General features: G+C 60.4%; 21 protein-coding genes. 13 read left to right on the top strand and 8 right to left on the bottom strand.

Translation table 11 applies throughout. The features are described 5' to 3' along the window. Positions 1-6: 6 nt before the first annotated feature. The 13 genes from IPM16_00630 (at position 7) to IPM16_00690 (ending at position 17608) form a co-directional block, all read left to right on the top strand. Positions 7-906: a carbohydrate ABC transporter permease gene (locus IPM16_00630; GenBank protein ID MBK9121613.1), complete on the top strand. Its 900-nt coding sequence runs from the start codon at positions 7-9 to the stop codon at positions 904-906. Further along, positions 903-2909: a YIP1 family protein gene (locus IPM16_00635; protein MBK9121614.1), complete on the top strand. Its 2007-nt coding sequence runs from the start codon at positions 903-905 to the stop codon at positions 2907-2909. The genes IPM16_00630 and IPM16_00635 overlap by 4 nt, the downstream gene beginning before the upstream one ends. A 70-nt stretch (positions 2910-2979) precedes the next feature. Beyond that, positions 2980-5082, top strand: coding sequence for a hypothetical protein (locus IPM16_00640; GenBank protein MBK9121615.1), 2103 nt, complete (start codon positions 2980-2982; stop codon positions 5080-5082). Between the two features lie 38 nt (positions 5083-5120). Further along, the gene (locus IPM16_00645; GenBank protein MBK9121616.1) at positions 5121-5960 is read left to right on the top strand and encodes a sugar ABC transporter permease; all 840 of its coding nucleotides are present in this window, start codon (positions 5121-5123) and stop codon (positions 5958-5960) included. Between the two features lie 4 nt (positions 5961-5964). Next, on the top strand, positions 5965-6906 hold the full coding sequence (locus IPM16_00650; GenBank protein ID MBK9121617.1) for a carbohydrate ABC transporter permease: 942 nt from the start codon (positions 5965-5967) through the stop codon (positions 6904-6906). A gap of 663 nt (positions 6907-7569) precedes the next feature. Beyond that, a complete protein-coding gene (locus tag IPM16_00655) occupies positions 7570-9378 on the top strand; it encodes an ABC transporter substrate-binding protein (protein MBK9121618.1) in 1809 nt (602 codons plus the stop codon). Positions 9379-9507: 129 nt separating this feature from the next. After that, positions 9508-10512, top strand: a complete 1005-nt coding sequence (locus tag IPM16_00660; protein ID MBK9121619.1) for an ABC transporter permease — start codon at positions 9508-9510, stop codon at positions 10510-10512. A 14-nt stretch (positions 10513-10526) separates the two neighbouring features. Then, complete coding sequence (locus IPM16_00665) at positions 10527-11780, top strand: ABC transporter permease (GenBank protein MBK9121620.1); 1254 nt, start codon at positions 10527-10529, stop codon at positions 11778-11780. 8 nt (positions 11781-11788) lie between these two features. Then, positions 11789-12802: an ABC transporter ATP-binding protein gene (locus IPM16_00670; GenBank protein MBK9121621.1), complete on the top strand. Its 1014-nt coding sequence runs from the start codon at positions 11789-11791 to the stop codon at positions 12800-12802. Next, positions 12789-13598, top strand: coding sequence for an ABC transporter ATP-binding protein (locus tag IPM16_00675; protein MBK9121622.1), 810 nt, complete (start codon positions 12789-12791; stop codon positions 13596-13598). The genes IPM16_00670 and IPM16_00675 overlap by 14 nt, the downstream gene beginning before the upstream one ends. Before the next feature lie 361 nt (positions 13599-13959). After that, on the top strand, positions 13960-14790 hold the full coding sequence (locus IPM16_00680; protein MBK9121623.1) for a PPC domain-containing protein: 831 nt from the start codon (positions 13960-13962) through the stop codon (positions 14788-14790). Between the two features lie 34 nt (positions 14791-14824). Beyond that, a complete protein-coding gene (locus IPM16_00685; GenBank protein ID MBK9121624.1) occupies positions 14825-15457 on the top strand; it encodes a hypothetical protein in 633 nt (210 codons plus the stop codon). 24 nt (positions 15458-15481) lie between these two features. Next, positions 15482-17608: a hypothetical protein gene (locus IPM16_00690; GenBank protein MBK9121625.1), complete on the top strand. Its 2127-nt coding sequence runs from the start codon at positions 15482-15484 to the stop codon at positions 17606-17608. A gap of 84 nt (positions 17609-17692) precedes the next feature. On the opposite strand, the gene IPM16_00695 is transcribed toward IPM16_00690, so the two are convergent. The 8 genes from IPM16_00695 to IPM16_00730 form a co-directional block, all read right to left on the bottom strand. Next, positions 17693-18523 (bottom strand): ABC transporter permease, encoded by an 831-nt coding sequence (locus IPM16_00695; GenBank protein MBK9121626.1) that lies wholly within the window; start codon positions 18521-18523, stop codon positions 17693-17695. Next, positions 18513-19481, bottom strand: coding sequence for an ABC transporter ATP-binding protein (locus tag IPM16_00700; protein MBK9121627.1), 969 nt, complete (start codon positions 19479-19481; stop codon positions 18513-18515). The genes IPM16_00695 and IPM16_00700 overlap by 11 nt, the downstream gene beginning before the upstream one ends. Positions 19482-19539: 58 nt before the next feature. Beyond that, positions 19540-19785, bottom strand: a complete 246-nt coding sequence (locus IPM16_00705; GenBank protein ID MBK9121628.1) for a hypothetical protein — start codon at positions 19783-19785, stop codon at positions 19540-19542. 219 nt (positions 19786-20004) lie between these two features. After that, positions 20005-21033, bottom strand: coding sequence for an alpha/beta hydrolase (locus IPM16_00710; protein MBK9121629.1), 1029 nt, complete (start codon positions 21031-21033; stop codon positions 20005-20007). Positions 21034-21035: 2 nt separating this feature from the next. Continuing rightward, complete coding sequence (locus tag IPM16_00715) at positions 21036-22211, bottom strand: alpha/beta hydrolase (protein ID MBK9121630.1); 1176 nt, start codon at positions 22209-22211, stop codon at positions 21036-21038. Positions 22212-22328: 117 nt separating this feature from the next. Further along, positions 22329-23372, bottom strand: coding sequence for a hypothetical protein (locus IPM16_00720; GenBank protein MBK9121631.1), 1044 nt, complete (start codon positions 23370-23372; stop codon positions 22329-22331). A gap of 30 nt (positions 23373-23402) precedes the next feature. After that, complete coding sequence (locus IPM16_00725) at positions 23403-23804, bottom strand: RDD family protein (protein ID MBK9121632.1); 402 nt, start codon at positions 23802-23804, stop codon at positions 23403-23405. Between the two features lie 138 nt (positions 23805-23942). Then, entirely contained in the window at positions 23943-24983 is a 1041-nt protein-coding gene (locus IPM16_00730; GenBank protein ID MBK9121633.1) for an alpha/beta hydrolase, read from the bottom strand. Positions 24984-25035 lie beyond the last annotated feature (52 nt).

Consider the following 25035-nt stretch of genomic DNA (forward strand, 5'->3'; position numbering starts at 1 on the left):
GCGACTATGACTTGGTTACGTCGATACAGCGGGGTACGAAACCGCGGCATCAACCCGCAGGGGTTTCACGTCAGTCAGATCAAGTTCTACGTGTTCTTGGTGCCGCTAGCGGGCCTCATGCTGCTGCCGATCGTCTTCATCATTTCGAACGCGTTCAAGCCGCCGGACGAGTTGTTCGCGTTCCCGCCGCGCTTTCTCGTCGTCAATCCCACCTTCAAGAACTTCACGGACCTGTTCTCGAAGCTGACCAACGCCGGAATCCCGGTCAGCCGGTATTTGTTCAACAGCATCCTGATCACCGTTGTCACGCTGGCCGCGTCGATCGTAGTGTCCAGCACTGCCGCTTATGCCTTGTCGAAGAAGCGGTTCAAACTTAAGAAGATGCTGTTTGCCATCAACAACGTCGCGCTGATGTTTGTGCCGATCGCGGTGACGATCCCGCGCTTTCTCGTCATCGAACGACTCGGTTTGCTCAATACCTTTTGGGTACACATCCTGCCGGTGTTGGCGATGCCGGTGGGGTTATTTCTGCTCAAGCAGTTCATCGACGGCATTCCAGACGAAGTGATCGAGGCGGCACAGGTCGACGGCGCGTCGGACTGGTGGATCTACTGGCGCGTGATCCTGCCGATGATTCGCCCCGCCCTGGCGACTATCGCCATCCTGACCTTCCAAGCCGCATGGAACAACTCTGAAATCTCCACCCTGTACGTAAACAACGAGAGCCTGAGGACGCTCGCCTTCTACCTCGGAACGCTGACGACAACTACTACAGGGGCGAACGTGGTGGCCGGGCAGGGTATCGCCGCGGCCGCCGCCCTGATTATGTTCCTGCCCAATCTGGTCATCTTCATTCTGCTGCAAAGTCAGGTGATGAGCACGATGGCGCACTCGGGGTTGAAATGAAACGCGTTTCGCTGCTTCTCCTCGTTGTCGTCGGGCTTGCGGCGCTATCGCCGGCGTTCGCCGTCTCGCCGTATACGACGGCGACACTCGGTCCCGGCGGCGCGCTGTTTCTGACGCAGGATGCATATACCCCGCTCGACGAAGTCGACCTGCCGTTGTCGGCGCCGGAAGACATGTTCCTCGCGCCGGATGGGTTCCTCTACATTGCCGATACCGGCAATCGGCGCATCGTCAAGCTGGATGCGAATTTCGAGATCGTGGACGAGTTCGGGGCGGATCTCCTGCAGCGGCCCACCGGCTTGTTTGTGGACGAGGCCGGGGCGATCTACATCGCCGATGCCGGCAGAAACATGGTCGTCATCCTCGATGCAGAAGGAAACGTGCTGAACGAATTCGGCCGTCCGTCCGAACCGCTTTTCGGCCTCAACCGCGAGTTCCTGCCGCGCAAACTCGCCGTTGATGTGCGGAAGAACATCTATGTCGTCAGCGAGGGTTCGGTCGATGGTCTAGCCATGTTGAACACCGAGGGCGGCTTCATCGGCTATTTCGGGGCCAATACCGCCGAAATGTCGCTCAAGATGATCTTGCAGCGCCTGTTCTTGACCAAGGAGCAGCTCGATCAGTTCATCAAGAACGAAGCCGCGTCGCCTTCCAACGTGGTGATCGACTATCAATCGCTCGTCTATACGATCACCGCGGGCACCGATCGCAGCAAGAGCATCCGCAAGTTTACCGTCTCCGGCAGAAACCTGTTCGACTGGACGTTCGGCTCATTCACGTTCCGCGACATCCACGTCAGCGCGGACGGACTGCTGGTCGCGATCGATGCGGGCGGCAAAATCTACGAATACGACCTGAACGGCACGCTTCTGTTCGTCTTCGGGGCGCAGGACAGCGGCGACCAGCGCCTCGGCCTGTTGAGCAACCCCTCGGCGATCGAACGCGCCGGCGACACCCTGCTCGTACTGGACAAGGACAAAAACGCCATCGTCCAGTTCCGGGTCACCGACTTCGCGCGGACGGTCCACGACGGCGTGCGCCTGTACATGGATGGCTTCTATACCGAAGCACGCCCGTATTTTGAGACCGTGCTGTCCTACAACGGCCTGTTCATCATGGCCTATCAGGCCATCGCTGATGCGTACTACAAAGAGGAGGATTACGACAACGCGCTAGAGTACTACCGGTACGCCGAGGATCGCGGCGGATACTCCGAAGCGTTTTGGGAACTGCGGAACGCGACGCTGCAGCAGAGCTTGGGCAACGCGCTCGGTATCCTGTTCGGGGGATGGGTGGCGCTCAGCGTCTTCACCCGATTGGAACGGAACTTCAAATGGCTGGACCCCCTGCGGCGGCTGGGACGGCGCGCGCAGAAGATCCGCCTGATAGACGACTTTGTCTTCACGTTTCGCTTCGTCCGCCAGCCGGCCGACAGCTTTTACTACATCAAACAGAACTTGCGCGGCAGCCTTCTGTTCGCGTTCCTGATCTACGTTTGGGTTGTCGTCCTACGTGTGCTATCACTCTACCTGACCGGGTTCGTGTTCAGTCCGTATTCGACGCTCTGGCAAATCGATGTCGAGTCCGAAATCACGTACACGGTTCTACCGCTCCTGCTGTGGACCATCGCCAACTACCTCGTCGCGACGATCAGCGACGGCGAAGGCCGATTCCGCCACGTGGTTAACGGCACGGCATATAGTCTCTTTCCCTATACGCTGTTCGCTTTGCCCATCCTCCTGTTCTCCAACCTGCTGACACTGAACGAAGTCTTCATCTACACGTTTTCGACGCAGATCGTCGGCATTTGGATCGCGGTGATGCTGTTCATCATGGTCAAGGAGATTCACAACTACTCCGCGTCTGAAACGGTGAAGAACATCCTCGGGACGCTGTTTACGATGGCGATGTTCCTGCTGACCGGATACATCCTTTACGTCCTGTTCAGCCAGCTCTACGAGTTCATTCTGGCCATCGTTCAGGAGGTCAGTCTGCATGCCTAACTCGCACTTCCGCTCAAGGCAGCAGCGTGTGCACGCGGCCCTGCAGCGAGCGTCGTGGATCGTCCTGCTGATGCTGTCGTTTGCGCTTTGGCCGCATGCGGCGTCGGCACAGTCCGAAATCCCCGCGAGCTATCAACTGGCGGCCGAAAACGACCTGTTCGAACTCCATCTCGATCATGCCACGCTGGCGTTCAAGCTGCTCGATAAGCGCAGCGGCTACGTGTGGCATTCAGGTATTGACGAGCTGCAGGAAGAAGACCGGCTCAATCGCTCGTGGCACGCGTTCGCCCAGAGCGGCCTCAGCATCGAATACCTCGATTCGAAAGCCATCGACCGACGCGTATCGATTGCCAACACCGAGCATACGTTAGAGATCACGGAGATCGAGCGCGGTGTACTCGCCCAGGCCACATTCACGGCCTACGGCATTTCGGTCGCAGTACGCTTGCAGCTCGACGACGAGGGTGTGCGCATCGAAGTGCCGTTCGACTCCGTGCGGGAGGACAGCCCTGACTTCCGGCTTGGACGGCTCTTCCTGTATCCGTTCCTCGGCGCGACACGCGGCGCCAGCACGCCGGGGTACATCCTGCTGCCGGATGGTACGGGCAGTCTGGTGCGGTTCGCCGATTCGACCAAGGCCCGCAATATGTTCTACGGCCGCTACTACGGCGCAGACCTCGGTATCACCTCCTACCAGCCGTGGAGCTGGGAGGTCAACAACCCGCTCCCGATCTCCTACCCGGTCTTCGGGATATCCCATGACGAGCAGAACGCATTCGTCTCGATCATCGAGGATGGCTCTAGCTACGGCGAGCTTCAGGTGCACCCAGCCGGAATTATCACGAACTTCAACTTCGCGTACAACGCCTTTGTCTACAATCAGACGTACTTTCAGGCGACCAACCGGTCAGGCGCCGGTGTGACCGTCATCCAGCGACAGACCAATCCGTTCGACATCGTCGTTCACTACCGGTTCTTGACCGGCGAGGATGCCGACTACGTCGGAATGGCCCACAGCTACCGGCAGTATCTGCAGGGTAGGGACATCCTCCACGCGCGCGACGATGATACGACCGACATCGGTATCAAGCTCGAATTCCTCGGCGGCGACAACGAGGAAGTGCTGGCGTGGGATCGCTTTGTCACGATGACGACGATCGATCAAATGAGGGACATTCTGGCCGACTTGCAGCTCCCGAACCCGGAGGTCATCTATTATGGCTGGCAGCCTCTAGGCGCCACGAGCATGCCGCCGCTCTCGCTTGCCCTCGAGGGCAGTCTCGGGACTGTCGATCAGCTTCGGGCACTGACCGATTCGATTGCCGCGGCAGGCGGTCACTTCTCACTGTATCTCGAGCCGCAGGTCGCACTTTGGGGTAGGCCGGGGTACTCGGCGCGCAGCGAACTCGCGATTTCGATCACCAACGTCGAAATCGAAGGCTATAACCGGTACTACAATCACTTCTTCAGTTTCGACGCCCTTCGCGAGCGTTACACGGCGCTTTCGGCGGATGTCGCCTCGAACCTCGGTGCCGGTCTGGCGCTCGACTCGATCGGCTCGACGCTTTACAGCGACTTCAGGGAAGACCCGCCTCGCAGCCGCGAGTCGACCGCCGAGGCGTATCAGGCGCTGTTGGTCGAAACGCCGGTGCGCTTGAGCATCTACAGGCCCAACGACTACTTGTTCGGATTGGCGCAGGCCTACTACGATATGCCGCTGGGCGACAACGCCTATATCTATACGTCGGAATCGGTCCCGTTCCTGCCCATCGTGCTATCCGGCTCGATCCCGTACTATGGCACGGCGCTGAACTTCTCATCCAACCGGCAGGACGACCTGCTGCGCCACGTGGAATACGGCATCTACCCGTCGTACTTTCTCACCCATGAGCCGACCGCCAGAATGCTAAATACGCCGTCCAGTTGGATCTACAGCTCGTCGTATGCGCAGTGGGGAGAGCAAATCCGGCACACCTATGCGTGGATGAATGCGCTGCTCGGGCCGGTCATCGGTCAGGAGATCGTCGCTCATGAGGCGCTGGCCGACGGCGTTTTCGTCACGACGTATGCGAACGGCCGCCAGATCGTCGTCAACTACACCGATCAGACGTACGTACACGATGCAGTTGCCGTCGAGCCGAAGGACGCCGTGCTGATGGAGAGTGTGCCGTGACAGCCCGCAGACCGCTCCGGCGTGAGATCAACCTGCGCATGCGCGAAGCCCTGACCGGCTATGGCTTCGTCCTGATCTGGGTCGTAGGCTTTCTGTTCTTTACGCTGATTCCGCTCGTCGAGACCGCGCGCTACAGCGTCAACAGGGTCACGGTAACAGCTAGTGCAATCAATTTGGATTTCGTGGAGTGGGCAAACTACAGCCGCGCCCTCTTCACCGACCCCAACTTCGTCGAACTGCTGATCGGCTACACGATCGAGACTCTCGTCTCGGTACCGATCGTGCTGATCTTTGCGATGATCATCGCGATGTTCTTGAACCTGAAGTTCAAGCTCAAGGGCATTTTCCGCGTGATCTTCTTCCTGCCGATCGTCATCACGAGCGGGCCGGTCATCCGCGAGCTGACGGCACAGGGCGCCGCGTCCGCGCCGGGGATCAGCACCATTCCGGCCGTTGTCGATTTCTTGGCGACGCTTCCGCGTGCGCTGCGTAGTCCGGTCGAGTATCTGTTGACCTCGTTCGTCCTGATCCTCTGGTTCTCGGGCGTTCAGATCATGATCTACCTCGCCAGCCTGCAGAAGATCGACCGCAGCGTTTATGAGGCGGCGGCGATCGACGGGGCGTCGAGTTGGGAAACGTTCTGGAAGATCATTCTGCCGTCGCTGTCGACGGCGACCGTGGTGAACGCTGTGTACACCATCGTCACCCTTTCGCACTTCTCCGAGAACAAGGTGATTCAATACATCTACAGCCAGACGTACAGCGTTCAAGGCGGTCTGGGCTATGCCAGCGCTATGGCGTTCATCTACTTCGCAGTGATGATCGTGCTGCTGGCGGTCGTCTATCTGTTCTTGATGCAGCGCGCGAAGAGGAGCTGAGGCCATGCAACACGTCCTCCGAAATCCTGTGGTCGAGCGCGTGAGCGGGCTGCTGTTCGGCAACCGTGCGCACCGTGGCTGGATCTTCAGCCTCGCCCTCTACGTACTGCTGATTGCCATCGGGTTCGTCTACCTGCAGCCGCTGCTGTTCATGTTCATCACCAGCATCAAAAGCCCCGACGACCTGCTCAACCCGATGGTGCAGTGGGTGCCAACGGAGCTGTTCCTCGGCAACTACGAAAAAGCCATTCTGGTGCTGAACTACTCGCAAACGCTGCTGTCGTCGCTTCTGATCAGCGTGATCCCGTCGCTGCTGCAAACGGCCGTCGCGTCGGTCATCGGCTATGGGCTGGCGCGGTATCGCTTCCGCGGCAAGCGCTTGATCTTCCTGTTCCTGCTTGCCACGTTCATCATCCCACCCCAGAACACCGTGATCCCGCAAATGCTCGCGTACCGCGATCTGGGGCTGCTCGGCAACCCGCTTGCGCTCATCCTTCCGGCTGTCATGGGGCAGGGGTTCCGGAGCGCGATCTTCATCCTGATCTTCTATCAGGGATTTATCTCGCTGCCCAAAGTCCTCGAGGAGTCCGCCCGCCTTGACGGGGCGTCGGACCTACGCATCTTCCTGACCGTCGCCGTTCCGTCCGCGCTGCCGTCGTACATTGTCGCGTTCATCTTCTCTACAGTCTGGTACTGGAATGAGACGTTTCTCACCGTCATCTTTCTCGAAGGCGGTGTGACCACGCTGCCCATGCAGCTGTCGCGCTTCACGCAGGCCTACGAGAACCTTTACCCGCCCGGCACCGTCAACATCTTCGACCGGCTGAACGAAGCCGTGAAGATGAGCGGCACGTTCCTCAACATCCTGCCGCTGCTGGTGATGTACTTCGTATTACAGCGCTGGTTCGTCGAGTCGGTCGAAATGACGGGGATCACGGGCGAGTGACGCTGCGCGCCCGGCGGCATGTCAGCATGCCCGTCACACAGCCTGACGCGGCTGATAGCTCAACAGCGTGATGTCTTCCCGGCGAATGATGCCGCGCGCGGCATCGGACGGCACGCAATCCAGATCGGTTTGACGCACGGACGCGACTCCATGCTCGATGGCCGTTAGCTCACCATCGCGACATGACGTAATGCACCTTTTTGTTAAACAACCGTCAGGTTTCTGGGAACGCTCCCAGAATTTCTTGACGCGGGAAAAACTATTGGATATGCTCTGCTTCAAAGGTAGTTAAAGTGAATTACTGCTATGGATTCTCAGCGAGAAATGTCTCATCGTTCACAGCCCCTTGAAAAGCCTGCAGCCCGTTCCGAAGAGCCTCCATCCGGCCGTGCGCGTCTGAACCCTAGACCCGCGGCGCAGAGCGGTCGCCGCAGCCAATCGACTTCCCCTGAACACAGCGGATTAGAGTACGACATGCAGATGCATGATATGGGTGTCGTGCCCGGCGTTAGCCGAGCTTATACGCGTTTGCGCTAAGAAAGGGAGGCAGTCTACCGACAAGATACCTGTTCTACGGCCTTCGCGGCGTACCGTCGCACCGTATGTCTGCGTGGTTTCAGTATCTGTTCGATGGTGTGAACTACTGAATCAGGAGAAAGTGCAATGAAATTCTCGCGTTTTGCAGTCGTTGGTTTGCTGCTCGTCTTGTTGATGGCGATCTCCGTCGCTCCGGTAGTCGCTCAGGAGACGCTGCCCCGTAACGAAACGCTGTACTTCAACGGTCAGCAGTGGGGTCCTGTCACCGGCTGGAATCCGTACTCGAACAGCAACAACAACGCGATGGCGATTGCCCAGCAGGACAACGCCCGCGTCATCATGTTCGAGACGCCCTATCTGTACAACATGCTGGACGGTCAGGTCTATCCGCTCCTTGCTGACGGACCGTACTCGTGGAACGAAGACCGCACCGAACTCACCTTTAAGCTCAAGCCGGCCGCGCGCTGGAGCGACGACACGCCGCTGACCGCGCACGACGTTGCTTACACGTGGGCCACCCACGTCAAGTACAACACGCCGACCGGCGCTGGCAACATCGACTACATCGCAGACGTTGTCGCCGTTGATGACTACACGGTCACCGTCAAGGCCAAGCTGAATGACGAAGGCGCAGCGGTCAATCCGTTGATCGTTCAGGCCTATGTCAGCACCAACTATGTGATCCAGAAGGCGTGGACCGAGACGTTGGAAGCTCGTGCGAACGGCGACGCCGTCGCTCTGTTGGCGGACACGGCCGAAGATGTCGTCTACTCTGGGCCGTACCATGGCTACTTCTGGGACGACTCGAAGGTCATCTACATCCGTGACGACAACTACTGGGGGCAGGATGCCAGCATGTGGGGCAAGCTGCCGGTTCCGAAGTACCTTGCTCACAACATCTTCACCGACAACGCCGCCGGTACCTTGGCGCTGCAGTCCGGTGAAGTTGATGTCAGCCAGCAGTTCAACTCTAACGTTCAGGATCTATGGTTGGTCGAAGGCTTGCCCATCTCCACCTACCTGCCCGATGCCCCTTACGGCATTGGCGCCAGCCTCCCGACCGCGTTCTTCAACCTGAACGCGCACGGGTTGGACAATGTGGCGGTGCGCAAGGCGATCGCCATCGCAGTCGACTACCCCACCATCATCGCCAACGCAATGACCAACCAGTCGGCAACGTTTGACCAGGTCCCGCGTTCGTTGATGAACCCGACCCCCGGCGAACAGGCGATGTACGACCGTGCGGCCGTCGCTGACCTGCAGTGGGCCGGTAACGACATCGAAGGCGCCAAGGCGCTGCTCGACGAAGCGGGTATCGTGGATACCGACGGCGACGGCTGGCGTGAGCTGGACGGCCAGCCCCTGCGCTATGTCGCGACCTGCCCGAACGGCTGGTCCGACTGGCAGGCGGCCATCGAAGTAGTCGCGGCCGCCGGCGCGCAAATCGGCATCGACATTACCACCAACTATCCGGAATGGTCGGTCTACCAGACGGTTGTGACCAAGTCAGACGAGCCACTGCCTGAAGGCTATGAGATCTTCATGATGTGGAGCGATGGCGCTGGCCCGACCCAGCCGTGGAGCCGCGTCCGCAAGCTGCTAAGCTCGGAATTCAACGGCATGGCGAGCAACTGGAACGGCAACTGGGGCGGTTACGCCAATCCTGAGGCCGATGCTCTGATCCAGGCCATCCCGACGATCACCGACGAAGCTCAGCTCAAGGAAATGTACACGGAACTCGTTCGCATCTACTTGACTGATGTGCCGTCCTTCACGCTCATGTACCGGCCGCAGTCGTTCCATACGGTCAACGAAAGCGTCTGGACCAACTTCCCGTATGACGGCGATGGAACCAATCCACCGGTTCCGCCGCTCGATATGACGGATGGTTGGGCTATCGCCGGTCTGTATAATCTGGAACTGGTCAATCCGTAAAACGGTTCCGCGAAGTCTGGTGGCAGTCACTTCGACATGTCGGCTATAGTCACGGGTAGTGTTGCGTGACTTAGCAGGCGAGGTGGCTGCCACTACTTTGTTTCCCGTGCAGAGCATGAGGAGTTCGGGGTGAAGGGGTATCGAAATTACTTCGCAAAAAAGCTGGTTTGGTTCCTTGTGACACTCGTTGTCGCGTTCCTGCTGAACTTCACCCTGCCGCGCCTTATGCCGGGCGACCCGGTGGCCGCCATCGTGTCTCGAGCAGCGCAAGGCATGTCCAACGCCACAGGTGTGCAGGCGATTTACGATCAGTACACCGAGCTATTTGGCACAGACAAGCCGATCCCGCAGCAGCTTGTCATCTATCTGGGGAACGTGCTGCGGGGCGATTTCGGCTACTCGATCAGTCAGTACCCGCGCACCGTTGCGGACGTCATAGGATCGTCGATTTGGTGGACGGTCATGCTGCAGCTGCCGGCCATTCTGGTCGGCTGGATTCTGGGAAACGTGCTGGGCGCGCTGGCCGCGTACATTCGGAAGGGTTTTGACAAGGTTCTTCTTCCTGCCAGCCTTTTCCTGAGCAACTTGCCTGCCTTCGGCATGGCGGTAATCTTGCTGGTGATTTTCGGCGTCAGCTTGCGCTGGTTCCCCACATCAGGCGGCTATGACTATGCTATGGTTCCCAGCGTGAGTTGGGAATTCTTTGTGTCGGTTTTTCGTCACTACCAATTGCCGTTCTGGTCAATCGTGTTGATCACGATTGGCGGGCAGGCGATTGGCATGCGCTCGATGGCGATCTACGAGTTGAACGCCGATTACGTTAAGTACGCGCGCTTCTTGGGGATCAAAGACAGCAAGATTATCCGCTACGTGTTCCGCAACGCGATGCTGCCGCAGGTGACCGGGCTGGCGCTCTCGATCGGCACGATGGTCAGCGGCGCATTGGTGGCCGAAATCATCTTCAGCTATCCCGGCCTCGGCAATACCATCCTCACGGCCGTGCGAGGCGGTGACTATCCGCTGATTTCGTTGGCGACGCTGATCATCACCTGGATGGTGTTGTTGGCGTTTTTCGGTCTGGAGATTGTCTACGGCCTGATTGATCCGCGCATCAGAGCGGCACAGTCGGAATAGAACGAGATACGAACATGCGATACATGCTTGGGCAAATATTCGGGTCAGGGCGGTTTCGGATCGGGTTTTCGATTTTCACTTTTATCCTACTGACCGTTCTGATTTACCCGCTGTTCGTCACCGATCCGCCGCTGAAGACGGTGAGCAGGGGGACGTTCCTCTCCCCCGGGATCTACGTGAACGTGTACGACAGCATGGGCTTTTCCCCCCTCTATACACTGCTTCTGGATGGGGATGTCGAGCGGCGGATCGCGTCGAAGCTGAGTGAAGACGATCGCACGGCGATGCAGGAGTGGTTGGTAAAGGCGGGCTTATCCGAAGACGCGATCGATACGCAGGATACGGCCGCGTTGCTGGATCTGTGGAATGCCAACTTTGACCCCGGTATCCGGCTTCCCGGGATGACGAATGCCGACCGCAACTACTACATCCGGCTCAACGCAGGCCTGCAGGGCTTGCTTGCCACCGAGGGTGCGATTGTCGCCTTGCCGAACCCTGAAACCGGGACCCTCGACGAGCAGTCCGTGATCGACCAGACCAACTACGTAAACATCAACGAAGTGCCGAATACCCGCCTGCTGCCGCTGGGGACGGACAACTTTGGGCGTGACGTGCTCACGCAGTTGGTGGCGGCAACCGGCGTCTCCCTGACGATCGGCCTCGTGGCGGGCACTGTTGCGACCCTCATCGGCTTGATCCTGGGTCTGTTCTCGGGTTTCTTGGGCGGGATGATTGACGATGTGATCATGTTCATCACGAACCTGTTCACGGTCATCCCGAGTTTTGTCCTGCTGATTCTTATCTCCTTCAGTATTGGTCAGGAGAGCCGCGGCGCGCTCACGATCGCAGTGGTTATCGGTCTGACGTCGTGGGTGTGGACCACGAGAGCCGTGCGCGCGCAGGTGATTTCCCTGCGCAACCGCGATCACGTCAACCTATCGCGGTTGTCCGGCCATTCCACCGTCTACATCTTGATGGCCGACATTCTCCCCTACATTGCCTCCTACGTCGTCATGGCGTTCATCCTGCAAATCTCGTCGGGTATTCTGGCCGAGGCCGGCCTGTCGATCCTCGGACTGGGACCCCGGACCACAGAAGTGCCGACGCTCGGGTTGATGATGCAGTGGAGCATGATCTATCAAGCACCTTATCTTGGCAAATGGTGGGCGTACTTCCCCGTGATCCTCGTCATCGCGTTGATCACTTTCTCGATGACCTTGATGAACACCGGCCTTGACCGCGTGTTTAATCCCACACTGAGGGACTAGCAGATACGATGTCGAGTCCGATACTGGAAGTCAACGAGCTGACGACGCGGTACATCACGCGTTTTCGGGAGAGCATCTACGCCGTCGACCATGTGTCTCTGAAAGTTGGGGACGGAAAGTCGTTGGGAATTGCCGGCGAGTCGGGCTGTGGCAAGTCCACGCTGGCGTTGAGCCTGATCGGCTACTACTTTCCGCCGCTGCACTATACCAGTGGCGAAATCATCATCGACGGGCGCAACATCACAGGGATGGATCCCGACGAAGTGCGGAAGAAGATCTTAGGACGTGAGATCTCGTACATTCCGCAGGCCGCGATGAATGCGCTCAACCCGACGCAGCGGGTAATCCACTTCATCGAGGACGTCATCCTCGCGCACCATCCGGGGACGCCCAAGAGCGAGATCTACGATCGCGCTCGCGAACGCTTCGAGCTGTTGGGGCTTCCGGCATCGGTGCTGCAGAAATACCCCGTCGAACTGTCAGGCGGCATGAAGCAGCGCACCGTAATTGCCACGTCGGTCATCCTTTCGCCGAAGGTACTGATCGCCGATGAACCGTCATCCGCGCTGGACGTGACATCTCAGAAGATGGTCATCAAGATGATCCTCGACCTGATGGACAAGGGCATCATCAAGTCGTTGGTCTTCATTACGCACGAGCTTCCGCTGCTTTACAACGTCACCGATGACATCATGGTGATGTACGCGGGGCAAGTGGTTGAAATCGGCAGTGCCGACCAGACCGTGTTCGATCCGATCCATCCGTACACGCGGGCGCTGATGGGCTCGATTATCGTGCCGGAAAAAGGACTGCGCGACGTCAAGCTGACTGCTATCCCGGGCACGCCGCCCAACTTGAAGAACCCGCCGTCGGGCTGCCGGTTTGCGGATCGCTGCAAATACGTGAGGCCAGAATGCCGGGCGGCGTCGATCGATCTGCAAGAGATTGGTGACGGCCGGGCCTATCGCTGTATCATTCCCGAACAAGAATTGAGAAAGATGTACGAGCATGAAAAGCGATGAGATTATTCTGAGCGGCAAAGGGGTTACCAAGATCTACGGATTTGGGCCCAACAGAACAGTTGCCGTTGACCATGTCGATTTCAACTTCAAGAAGGGTGAAGTCATCTCGATCGTCGGCGAGTCGGGCAGTGGCAAGACGACGCTCGCCAAGATGCTGCTCGGGTTGACCAACATTACCGAAGGCGCGATTTACTTCGAGGGCAAGCTGCGGGACATCCGCACGCACCGCCAGAAGCGCGAGTACTGGAAGAATTGTCAAGCGATCTTTCAGGACCCGTTCGCTTCGTACAACATTTTCCGCAAGATCGACGCCGTCCTACTCGACTGCATTCGGCTGCGCGATGGCCGCAATCGCACCAAAGACGAGAAGGTCGAGATGATGCGAGAGGCGTGCCGGTTCGTCAACCTGAAGTGGGAGGAGCTGACGAACAAGTACCCGTTCGAGCTGTCCGGCGGGCAGCAGCAGCGTCTGATGATCGCCCGGATCTTCCTGCTCAGGCCGAAGATCCTACTCGCGGACGAGCCCACGTCCATGATTGACGCGTGCTCGCGTGCGACCATTCTTGATATGTTGATGGACCTGCGCAGCGAAATCGGCATGACGCCGATCTTCATCACGCATGACATCGGGTTGGCTTACTACGTGTCCGACACCGTTTACATCATGGAGCACGGTCGCTTCGTAGAAAGCGGATCGGCGGACGATGTGATCCTGCGGCCGAAGGAAGCCTATACCAAACGCCTGCTCGACGATGTGCCCAAACTCCATGAGGAGTGGGATCTATCGACGGTGTGAGGTCGACCCGCAGCGCTCCAGACTGATATCAGGCCCGTGGCGCGCTGGACATCCCGTTGGCCAAGCGTCTGCTCGACACGGTCATCCCCCTGCAAGCGCAATACGTCGACGCGCGACTTCATTAGGTCGCGCAGTCTATTCTGCTTGTCGTACCCCACACGGTGACGGCGATGCGCCGGTCTTGCGATGCGTCCACAGGATCGTGTCGATGGTACGTAGGCGGCGGTCCAAACCGTGATACGATAAGAGTGATTGTGAAAGTGTGCGCAATCGGGCGCGACAGCCATACGCCTTCATTTTCCGCTGTCACCACTTAACAACCCCATACGCGGAGCTGCCTCACACAGATTGAGGTGAAGATATGAGATACAGGCCCTTAGTACGCTTGATGCGGCATGTGCTGATCGCGGGGCTGATCTTGGCGTTTCTGACGCTTCCGCTTTCTTCCGGTGCATACGCACAAATCGGCGGCACAATTGGGTACGGCAGCTTGCTCCTCGGCAACGTCGTACGCCCCGATCAGCCGCTGACCTACAGTTTTAGCGGCGCTGCCGGCGACTCGGTTCAGATCGTCGTGCGGAATTGGACCGGGACCATCGATCCCCAACTTGAACTGGTTATGCCGGACGGCGTGACCACGGTCTCGCGGCTGAACAACCCCTTCTCTGGCGATCCGCTGGAGGCGGCGCTGGCGCTTTTCCTGCCGCAGACGGGCACGTATTCGCTGCGGGTCGGTGGCGAACACAGTACGACCGGCGAGTTTATCCTCAGGCTGCAAGGGCATGCCGCGACCGACGCGACTGCGCTGCTCTACGGCCAGCCCATCGATGTAGTCATTCCTGTCAACCCGCAGCAGCAAGTCTACGCGTTCGAGACACAGGCCTGTCCTACAATTCTGACGCTGACGAACCTCGCCGACGGGTTCCCGTTTACGTTCCCGTTCTTCGCTGTGGTGCGCGACGATCAAGGAACGCAGATCGCCCACTTCTACGGCGGCGATGCCGTCGAGGACCGATTGATCGTACCCGGTGCTAACGGGTCGCTACGAAATCACGATTGCTTCCGCCGATCCCGACGTTTCGGGCAGCGTGCGGTTGTCGGTGAGCTGTGCCGATCAAGCCCCGGCCTGTGTCGGCGATGGCGGCGGCGGCGGGCAGGCGATGCAAGCCTGTCAGCCGTGCTTCTCCAATGATTTCGGCGGAGAGCCGTGCGACGACTTTGTCGTCATGGTCGAACGGTCGGGTGGGACGGCGGTCTTCACGTGGACGCCGGTCGAAGGCGCGGAGTGGTACATCTTCAGCGTCGTCGATGCGTCCGGTGGCCTGGTGATGGACTCGCCCCGGCTGATCGAAGGCGCGACGACGCATACATACATCTTCAATCCGGCAGACCTACCGCGCGGCCCGTTTACAGCCTTCGTCTCCGCGGGGACAGAAGAAGACGACCCGGACTATGTGTGCGTAGCGGAAGTGCCGGTGAGCTTCGATGGCGACGTGACCGATACGTGTGACGGAATCACGGTGGGGGCCGATATCGTCCCCGGCGCGGCGCGTGTTGTCGTCGTGCATTGGACTGCCGCACCCAGCGCGCAAACGTACCTGCTTCACGTCTACGGCGTTGCGGAGGATGGCGGTTTGGTTGGGATTCGCGTGCTGACGGTACCGGGCGACGCCACCACCTATCATCTCGCTGATGTCTTCCCGGCCGAGTACCACCAGTACACCGTGCGTGTCGGCGCTTATTCCGAGGCGAGCGGCGGCGGTGCTTTCGGCGATATGCCGCAAGGATACCTGTGCGATGGCGATGTGTCCTTCGCCTTCGAGCCGCTCGGACCCGTCGAATGGGGGCCTGCGGAGTAGCACCGCAGCGAGAGGAAGTGCGAGATGAAACGAGGATACGATACTCAAGCCAGACTGCGCCTGTTTCAAGTCATTGTCGTCATCGTGATCTTCTCGATCCTGACGAGTGCGAGCATTCCGATCTCGGCCCAAAGCGGTGGCGCGTTGAGCTACGGATCACGGGTCTACGGCACGGTCTCAAGCGCTGCGCCGCGTGTGACTTACCGGTTTTCAGGGCAGCAGGGCGACGCTGTCGCCATAGCGGCAGTTTCGTGGACGGGAACGCTCGACATCCGGCTTGACGTGGTCGCGCCGGACGGCACCGTCGTCAACATCAGCACGCAAGACACGGCACTGTCCGAGCCGCTTGACGCGGCGCTCTCTGTCGTTCTGCCCGAGTCGGGCGTGTACGTGCTGCGCTTGAGCGGTGACGGTGGAACCGAGGGCGATTTCCTGCTGACCATCGCCGGGCGCGCAGCCGTCACGGCGGCACCGCTCGCATACGGTCAAGCAGTCGATGTCACCGTGGCGCCCGGCGCTTCGCCCCAATACTTCGCGTTTGAGGCTGAACACTGCCCGACGACGCTGATCGTCACCGATCAGCAGGGGCAGCGTGCGACCTTTCCCGCTGCGGTGAAGGTGCAAGACCAGCGCGGCCAGCCTGTCGCGTTCGTGCGCGTCGGTCAGACGCTCGAAGACCGCGTGACCGTCGAGGCAGACAGCGGCCGCTATGAGGTCGAGGTCGGCCCGGCCGACGACCCGGTAAGTGGTGCCCTGCGCTTGATTGTGACGTGCTCAGGCGATGCGCCGGGCTGCCCGACCGGGTCAGTTGCTACGGCCGGCGGTACCTGTGAACCCTGCCCGAGCCTCGACGAGTGGATGGACGGCAGTGGCTGTCCGGATCTCGGCTTGCAGGTCGAGTCTGACGATGCCGAAGGCGTGAGCATCACGGCGACGTGGACCCCGATGGACGGCGCCGACGGCTATGTTGTGTATGTGACCGGCACACCGTGGGGCGGTGGTGAAGTCTATCTCACCCACACCGAATGGGTGCCGGGCAATCCGCCGCAGCTCACGTGGGTTCTGCCGGAAGCAGGCTATGCAGGATTCACATTTAAGCTGCAGGCGCTTATGGACGGCGTCGTGATCTGTACCGACGAAGCGACGGTCGGGCTTCCTGCTCAACAGTTCGTGTGCCCGGAGATCGGCCTCGAAGCGACGATGGTCGACCCGGTAGAACGCATCATGCGCGCAAGCTGGACCGCTGTGGACTGGGTCGACGGTTATCAGCTTACCGTTTACGCAACGGATGCGGGCGGCGTCGAGACGGAGCAGTACACGTCTGCGACGATCCCGAATGACGTGACTACGATTGAGTTCCGGCTGCCCGACGGTTATGCGAGCTTCCGGTTCGTGCTGCGGCTGGTCGGTTCGCCGCTGCCGTGCGAGTACGAGCTGGTCGCGGTTCAGCAGAGCGGGCCTCCGTGCGCCGTCCGAACAGACCGTACGGATGTAGCGGTACGGGTGGGTCCGGGGCTGCTGCGCGGCCACTTTATGTTCTTGCCGCCGGGTGTCGAATACGTCGTGATCGGACAGGCGGCGGACGAGACAGGGATGTTGTGGTGGCAGTTGGACAAGACGCAGTTCGCCGGACACGAAGCTGTGATCAGCCTGTGGGTCGCTCAGGACGACGTCGAGGAACTTGGCGTGTGTACGCAGATCCCGCAAGCGGAAATTCCGCCGGTCATCCCTGAGCCGGAGGAGCCGCCCGAAGGCGCATGGGGACCATGCGGCTCATGTGACACCTGCGGTCATCCGGCAAACGAGTGCGTCACGTCGCCCGAGGGCCTGTGCTTGTGGGACCCGGCGACCTGCCGGCCGAACGAACCTGCGCCGGGCGACGACGACGATGTGCCCGTGTGCTATAGCGTCTCGGTGGCGATCGACATGGGGAACTGTTTTGGCGGCGGTTCGGTCAGCCTTGATACGCCACCGAACTGCGGGCAAGGTGGCTATATGCCGGGAACTTCAATCCAGGCGCACGCGACCGCGAACGATCAAAAGTGCGAGGTCAAGTCGTGGAGCGGCTGTCATGCGGGCGGCGCCACAGGGCCGACCGTCACGTTCACGCCGACTCACAGCTGCACGTTGGTGGCGCATATGGGGTACTGAGTCACTTGCGCCACACTATAGATCAGCGGGGAGTGCGTCAGGCGCGATCCCCGCTGATCGACGTGTCGGCTGTCATTGTGCCGCTTAGAACTCCTCGCGGCGGAAGCGCCAGATCGCTAGGGCAACAAGGCCGACGGTGAGTACAGCCGTCGCGATCACAGGCGCGAACGTCGTCAGAGGCTGACCACTCATCGCCTGAATGACGCTGGGTTGATCCGCACCCGCCGGGAAGATCAGACCCCACGGTGAGAACGACACCAGCACCGGGAAGTTGCCGATCAGGAACTGCGCGCTGAACAAGATCACGATCGGAATGGCGATCACCGCGCCGCGGTCGCGGAAGAACGTCCCCAGCGCCAAGGTCAGGGCGGTGTAGAACAACAGATGCAGCGCAAGCAGTGCAACGCCGAACACGAACGGACCAACCGGCAGCGAGTGTCCTCGCAGCGCGAACAGCGCGTAAGTTACGGCCCACTGGATCACCGTGGTGATTACGACCAGCGCGAACGCATTGGCCGTGAACTTGGCGACAATGAACGCCGTGCGCGACACCGGCTTCGACAGGATCCACGCCGCTGTCCCGCTCTTCTTCTCATCGATGATCGAGCCTTGCATCACGATGATGGCGCCGATCACGGTGAACAGGCCGGCCATGATGACAAGGTTGAACAGAGCGCTCTGAACCGCAAAGTCTGCCGAGATCTCCGACTGTTCCGCAACCTCTCCATCCGGGCCAAGCGTCGGCGTCGCCAGCATCATGGCGCCGATGCCGTTGATCACAGCCAGCCAAATGAGGACATTGATCCACCAGCGGCGAGTTCGCCACCACTCGCGGTGTTCGCGGCGCAGCACGTTGGCGAAGCCGGTGCGCCAGCCGCTTTCTTCGACGGGTTGGAATGCGACGTTAGCGGACATGCTGTTCTTCTCCGATCATGCTCATGAACACTTCCTCGAGGTCGTACTTCTTGCGGCCAAACTCGGTGACGGTCAGCGCTGGATCGTCCAGCACGAGCCGCAGCAGGTTGGATTCGGCGGCGGCTTCGTCATTCACGGCGACCTGCCACGTGGTATGGCCATTGTGGTTGGGCACGACATTGAGTGATGCCACCCACGGCTGGCTTGAGACGCGCGCGCTGTGTACGCCGTCCACATGACCCTTCAGCCCAAGCGTATAGACCACACCCTCGTTGCCGGCGAGCAGTGTCTCGACCGGCGCCTGCGCGATCAGTTGACCCTGCTTCAGGATGGCGACCGTGTCGCTGACACGTTGAACGTCGCTCAGGATGTGGGTCGAGTAGAAAATGGTGGTGTGTTTGCGCAGACGCTCCATGACCTCCAGCACATCATGGCGGCCCATCGGGTCGAGCGAGGCGGCCGGCTCGTCGAGGATCAGCAGGTCGGGGTAGTTGATCTGCGCCTGCGCGATACCGAGCCGCTGGCGCTCGCCGCCCGAGAAGCCGCGGATCGGTCGATCTGCCTTGGTGGACAGGCCGACTAATTCGAGCGTCTCTTCGATGCGGTCTTCGATCGCGGATTGCGGACCGGCGTAGAAGAAGCGGGCGGTGAACCGCAGGGTCTGGCGCGCGGTCATGCCTTCGTAGTAACGCGGGTCTTGCGCCAGATAACCGACGCGTTTGCGGATTTCCGTGCTTTCGGTGACGATGTCTTGACCGAACACGCGCCCGCTGCCGCCGGTCGGCTGTGCCAGCCCCAATAGAAGCTTGATGGTGGTCGTCTTGCCTGCGCCGTTGGGCCCGAGGAAGCCAAAGATGGAGTTCTTGGCGACCTTCAGGTTCAACGACTGCACGGCGTTGACGCCCTTGAACGTCTTGGTCAGATTCTGAGTTTCGATAACGAGCGTACTGTCGTTCATGATTGATTTGGCCTCCCTAGGCGGTTGTCTCCGGCGAAATTGGTGTGGTTGGTCGTCCTCATGGTCCCCCGTTGCTGTTATCCGCTCCGCTGTCGCGAGCGTCGGCGGTCGGATTGACCGATACCAGCGGTACCCCCATATCGCGCAGGCGGTTCAAGACCCCGTGGAGGGCGGCTTGATCGGGAAGTTTGCCGGCGAGGACGGTGTTTCCACCCGCCTCGTGATGGACGACAAGCCCGTTCAGCCAATCCGACCACGTCTCGTCCAGATGCCCGCGGATGCGAATCTCGTAGTGCTGGGCCATACGCTTAACCTTTCGACTTGCTGAACGTGGATCTCGGAGTCTGCGTGCGTTTGGTTGATCTGTTTATTGGCCGCTGCGGCTGCCTGTCGAGGCTTCGCTGCGGGTATTGCATACTGCTCAATGTAAACGGTTTGCGGGTTGATGCGGGGTATCCAAAGGGCGTATTTCGGGGGTTGATTGTTGGAGGGGTAGTCGATCGGCCACCCCTCCAAGCCCAAGTTACTGCACCAGCGGCTCCCCCGACCGCACGGCCCCGACCACTGCATCGATCGCCTCGCTGACCTGCGCCGCATACCGTTTGTCGGTCAGCAAGGTATTGTGGCCGGCGCCTTCGATCTCCTCATACACGGTGTTGCTTGACAGCGCCGCGAGTTCCACTTGCAGCGCGCGCTCCGTGTCGCGGGAGGGACCTTCCGGGTAGGTCAGGGCCACCAGCACAGCTAAGGGTAGGTCGTTGAGCGCACCGGAATCGCGGCCTTGCGCGAGGGTCGCCTCGAAGGCGTCCAGATCGGCGCGCTGGCTGTCCCAGTACTGATTGGTGCCCATCTCCGCTTTGAGCGCCGCGTTGTCCGACTCAGGCAGGCTGAAGCTGCTCCCGCCGGCCACCAAGCGCATCAGGCCGACGCGGGCGGCGACACTGCTGATCGACGCCATCGCCTGCATGGTTTGGATCGATTCCCCCTGACGCTCAAACGTATCGGGATGCGTGGCGTCGATCAGGACCAAGCCGGCTACCTCGTCCGGGTACTGGCGCTGGTAGACGCGGCTGAAAAGACCGCCCAGCGAGTGGCCGGCCAGCACATAGGGCGGCTCAATTCCAGCGGCGGCCAACAGCCCATGCAATTCGGCGGCACGGTGCAGCGCATCGCGGGGTTCTGGTCTGGCATCGCTGTAGCCATAACCGGCGCGGTCAAACGCGCAGACGCGGGTTGTTTGCGCGACTTCGGCCTGCACCCACGCCGAAAGCCCCACGGCGCCAGCGTCAAGCACGACCGTCGGGCTGCCTTCGCCTGTGCAGTACAAGTGCATCGGGTAGCCGCCCACATCATAGAGCTGGCCGCGTGGCGCGAAGGCACGCCGGTCCGCCTCTGTAGCCGCTACCTGATAGACTGCGCCCAGCACCATGAGCGCCAGCAGGACGATGCCGAACCATTTGGCCAAACGGCCGACAAGCGCGAGGCAGCCCCGCCTGTGCTGTTCACGCTGCCCGGTAGAGGCGCGTCCTTGGATCGATGATACGGTTGTCATGTTCAACCTCCTCTGCGGATTACGGGCTGATGCTCGGCTTGAATCGCTTGCTGAACCGAGGCCAGCGGTTGACCGGTCTGCGCGGCGAGAATGACCTGACGGATGGACTGGCTGACCTGTGCGGCGTACTCGCTTCTGGCCACCAACGACTCGTGTGTTGCGCCCTCGACAATGCGACGGGCACTGTTCGAGGAAAGGTCCATCAACTCGTCTTGCAAGCGGGTAAGTTCATCGCCGAACAGAGGCTGTTCGCTGACACCCAACACCATGACCGGCAGGTCGCCGAGCGGCTTTGCGGTGTTGATTTGTGGCCGGCTGTGGTCGTTCCACGCGGCGGCCTGCTGCGACTCCGTCACCCAGCAGCTGCGGAGCGCAGTGTGCGCGACGATGGGCGCAGCGATGTCCGGCGGCATACCGGACGTGATCAACTTGGCCGCGCCTTTGACCACACGGCCGTAACCGAACCGGCAGAGCTCGCCCTGAAACCGCATCATGCGCGCCAGAATCCGATCGGCGTTCGGGATGGGCATGTGCTTCCACTGATCCGGGTGTGAGGCATCGACCAGTACAAGCCCGACGACCTCGTTCGGGTACAGATCGGCAAAGACCCGAACGACCAGCCCGCCGAAGGACCAGCCTGCCAACACATAAGGCCCGGTGATCCCCGCGCTGGACAAGGCGGCGCGAAGCTCGCGCGCACAGGTCTGAGCGTCGCGGCGGCTGGGGCTGGTATCGCTCCAGCCGAACCCGGCCCGGTCATACGCAACAACGCGCGTATCTTGGGCCAGTTCGGTCTGCGCCCAGTGCCAGTTCAGCGCGAAGGCTGCCATGCCGCCTTCGAGAATGACAGTCGGCTTGCCGGTGTCTTCACCCATGACCAACAGATGAAGATTGAAGCCTCCGGCATCGGCGAGGACGCCGGGGCGTGCATGCGCGCGGCGATCGCGGCGCACGGCGTAGGCCTGATACAGACCGCCGATCACCGCCGCACCGGCGATGAGGGCGCCGATGATCAGCATGACGACCCGCACCCACGCGAACGCAATCGCGGCGAGGACGACGACGACGAGCAGAGCGATACCGATAACCGGGAGCAGCTTAGCGATCTTGGCGATGCGTTTCGCCTCTGTATTGCGCGGTGACTCAGTGGCCGGGTTCAGAGTTGTTGAGGGCTGCATGTCGAGGTCCTCCATCGTTGTGAGTTAGATAGGGTGACGCAGTGGATCGAGAGATCGCGGGCATAGGGTCGGTCATCATGCAGGACGGGACCGACCCTCGTTGGACAAGCTAGAACGTCAGGACACTGGAACCTCGACATAGCGCGCGTCCGATGTCGAACGGCGCGGGGTAATCAGGCTCACGATCAACAGGACGAAGGCGGCCAGACACACGATCGCACCAACTTGGAGGACACTGCCGCCAACGCGCTGAATTGCCGGTACGATCACCTCGGCGACGGCCTGCTCGAACGCCTCGCTGTAAACGGTATTCCAGCGTGCCGTCGTCAGGCTGCGGCTGACCGGACCGGTCAACAGAGGCGACCCCAAGACGAAACCGGCTGCAACGAATAGCGACCCGGGGGCGAACAGCGACGAACTGAGCCACCTGAGCTGTCCGCGCGGATCGGAACCGCCCAGTGCGCTGGCAGCGACCGCAGCAGCAAGCGCCATTGCGGCGACGAGCAGCACCGCGAGGTCGAGCAAGCCGCGTACATTCCCGCTCAGTCTCCATCCGAAGCGCCACCCGATGGCATCCATACCGGGCCATGAGTTGAACGCGATTTCGTCGGGCAGTTCGTCGACGAGCACAGGCAGGGCGAATTCGATCTGCGACGCGGTCTCGGTGGTGGTCGAGCCCGGGGCGATGCAGCGCGACACAAGCCCACCATCCGCGATCGAATTCTGTCCGGCGTCACAAGGCGGGAGCGCAGCGGCGAGAGCAGCAGCAAACCGTGCGCCGGCGTCGCCCGTGAACGCGGCCTTGACTGATATGAGGTCGAACGTGATCGTCATCTGATTGTCGAACCGGTCGAGCTGATCGAAGGCTTGGTTGACCGCCTGCACGGCCTGATCGCGCAGCAAGGTGGGCGTAACGACCTCACGCAGAGCAGCGGACAATGCGTTATCGGGGATCTGCTGCGCCGCAATGACCTCGACGTCGATGAGCCAGATGGGGACCTCATCGGTCAGCATAGGCTCGTACAGGCGCGCATCGCTGACCAATGCGGTGTAGAAGGCGCGATCGAGAAGCCACGGCCGGACGGCGGCGAGGGACATTGCGGCCAGCGCCAGCGGCATGAAGACGGCGATCACGATGAACAGGGCGAGACTCTTGCGCATGGCGTTTCTCCTTTGCGATCTGTCACAGAATTAGGTGGTTTTGACGACGTAGGTTTGGGCCATCTTGTCGTGCAAGCCCTGCCGATCGTGGTCGATGAACGCCCACAGCCCGCCGACGACGCTGACATAGTTGACGATCATCCCGATGTGGCGAAGGACGGCGTCGGCATCACCAATCGGTGTGCCGTCCGTCTTAATCACGCGAATCTTCATGAACACCTTGCCGGGCGTCTGCCCGTTGTTGCGTGTCAGGAAGAACCACGTATAGATGAAGCCGATCAGGAGGCCTGCCCCGAAGCCGACGCCGTGGGCAGTCGCCACGCCGGCGCCCGAGATAATGGACAGGATTGCGCCGTCGATGAGCCATGCAAACACGCGTTGCTCAAGGTCGGCCAGCTCGTAGGTCGTACGTTCAGCGAATTCAGTGGACATGACTGTTTCTACTCCTGCGGGGTATGTACTGCCGATATGTCGACTTTAGGTTTGGTTGCGGTTGACGCGTGGTATCCAAAAGGCGTATTCGGGGGGTTGATAGTAAGCGGGGCGGTCGTTGGACCGCCCCGCTATTCGTCACTGCTGAAGGGGATCGCCCGTCTCTACGGCCCTGATGACGTCCAAAATGGCGTCCGTCACTTGTTGGGCGTAGAGCTCATTGCCGAGGATCGATCCGTGGTCTGCACCATCGACAATCCGGGTCACGCTGTTAGACGAGTAATTCGCCGTCTCGTCGCGGACCTGAGCCATGTGTCCTCCGGTCATCGGACCTGCCCCCGCCCAAAGCACGATCAGAGGCAGATCACGCAAGTTCTTCGCAGTCGGCTCGGCCTCGATGAATGCTGGCATGGCGGTTATCGTCTCGGCATACGTGGCGTCGAGGGTTTGGTTGAGTGCCTGCCGGGTTGACAGCTCCTGAGCGATCTCTGACGGGTATCCGCTTGCAAGAAACGTGCCCGAAGTAGCGACGCGCATCACGCCTGTCCGAGTCATCACCCAGAGCACGCCCTGAACCACATCGTTGAAGGACTTCCAACTTGGATAGTCGCTGTCGGCAGGAATCACGGTGCTGTCGACGAGGACAATGCCGATAACGTCCTGCGGGTATTGAGTCGCAAAGTTGCGTGCCCAGACCGCGCCGAACGAGTGGCCCGCGACCACATACGGTCCAGCGACGCCGGCGGTTTGGAGTAGAGCGTGGAGCTCTTCTACCACGATCAGCGGGTCACGCGGCCCAATCGCCGCCTCGCTCCAACCTAAGCCAGCGCGGTCGTAGGCGCACACTCGTGTGTGTTGGGCAAGCTGGCGCTGCACCCAATACCACCACAGAGACTCGGCCGTTGCGCCTGCTTCCAGAATTACGGTCGGACTTCCTTCGCCCGCACAGTTGAGGTGAATCTGGCGGCCGTTCACTGTGTAGAGTTGACCGCGCGGAGCGTACTTGCCTTTGTCTGCTTCCGTAGCGATCGTCTGATAGCCCACGCCCAAGATGATGAGCGCCACTACGATGATGCCGAGCCACTTGAACACACGTAGTATTGCGGCGAGGCAGCCCCGTTTGCGCGGAGTAACTATTGCTGGTACTGAGCTTTCATGTCGCTGTGTCATGGCAGTCATTTCGGTTCTCCTCGGACCTCGGGACAGTTGGTGTTCAACTCACGTTAGTCGC

The organism is Candidatus Flexicrinis affinis (genome assembly GCA_016716525.1).
Classification (GTDB): Bacteria; Chloroflexota; Anaerolineae; order Aggregatilineales; family Phototrophicaceae; genus Flexicrinis; species Flexicrinis affinis.

Coding starts and splice junctions, on each gene's coding strand:
- IPM16_00630 (MBK9121613.1), top strand. CDS start 7: ATGACTTGGTTACGTCGATACAGCGGGGTACGAAACCGCGGCATCAAC.
- IPM16_00635 (MBK9121614.1), top strand. CDS start 903: ATGAAACGCGTTTCGCTGCTTCTCCTCGTTGTCGTCGGGCTTGCGGCG.
- IPM16_00640 (MBK9121615.1), top strand. CDS start 2,980: ATGCTGTCGTTTGCGCTTTGGCCGCATGCGGCGTCGGCACAGTCCGAA.
- IPM16_00645 (MBK9121616.1), top strand. CDS start 5,121: ATGCGCGAAGCCCTGACCGGCTATGGCTTCGTCCTGATCTGGGTCGTA.
- IPM16_00650 (MBK9121617.1), top strand. CDS start 5,965: ATGCAACACGTCCTCCGAAATCCTGTGGTCGAGCGCGTGAGCGGGCTG.
- IPM16_00655 (MBK9121618.1), top strand. CDS start 7,570: ATGAAATTCTCGCGTTTTGCAGTCGTTGGTTTGCTGCTCGTCTTGTTG.
- IPM16_00665 (MBK9121620.1), top strand. CDS start 10,527: ATGCGATACATGCTTGGGCAAATATTCGGGTCAGGGCGGTTTCGGATC.
- IPM16_00670 (MBK9121621.1), top strand. CDS start 11,789: ATGTCGAGTCCGATACTGGAAGTCAACGAGCTGACGACGCGGTACATC.
- IPM16_00675 (MBK9121622.1), top strand. CDS start 12,789: ATGAAAAGCGATGAGATTATTCTGAGCGGCAAAGGGGTTACCAAGATC.
- IPM16_00680 (MBK9121623.1), top strand. CDS start 13,960: ATGAGATACAGGCCCTTAGTACGCTTGATGCGGCATGTGCTGATCGCG.
- IPM16_00685 (MBK9121624.1), top strand. CDS start 14,825: ATGGTCGAACGGTCGGGTGGGACGGCGGTCTTCACGTGGACGCCGGTC.
- IPM16_00690 (MBK9121625.1), top strand. CDS start 15,482: ATGAAACGAGGATACGATACTCAAGCCAGACTGCGCCTGTTTCAAGTC.
- IPM16_00695 (MBK9121626.1), bottom strand. CDS start 18,523: ATGTCCGCTAACGTCGCATTCCAACCCGTCGAAGAAAGCGGCTGGCGC.
- IPM16_00700 (MBK9121627.1), bottom strand. CDS start 19,481: ATGAACGACAGTACGCTCGTTATCGAAACTCAGAATCTGACCAAGACG.
- IPM16_00705 (MBK9121628.1), bottom strand. CDS start 19,785: ATGGCCCAGCACTACGAGATTCGCATCCGCGGGCATCTGGACGAGACG.
- IPM16_00710 (MBK9121629.1), bottom strand. CDS start 21,033: ATGACAACCGTATCATCGATCCAAGGACGCGCCTCTACCGGGCAGCGT.
- IPM16_00715 (MBK9121630.1), bottom strand. CDS start 22,211: ATGCAGCCCTCAACAACTCTGAACCCGGCCACTGAGTCACCGCGCAAT.
- IPM16_00720 (MBK9121631.1), bottom strand. CDS start 23,372: ATGCGCAAGAGTCTCGCCCTGTTCATCGTGATCGCCGTCTTCATGCCG.
- IPM16_00725 (MBK9121632.1), bottom strand. CDS start 23,804: ATGTCCACTGAATTCGCTGAACGTACGACCTACGAGCTGGCCGACCTT.
- IPM16_00730 (MBK9121633.1), bottom strand. CDS start 24,983: ATGACTGCCATGACACAGCGACATGAAAGCTCAGTACCAGCAATAGTT.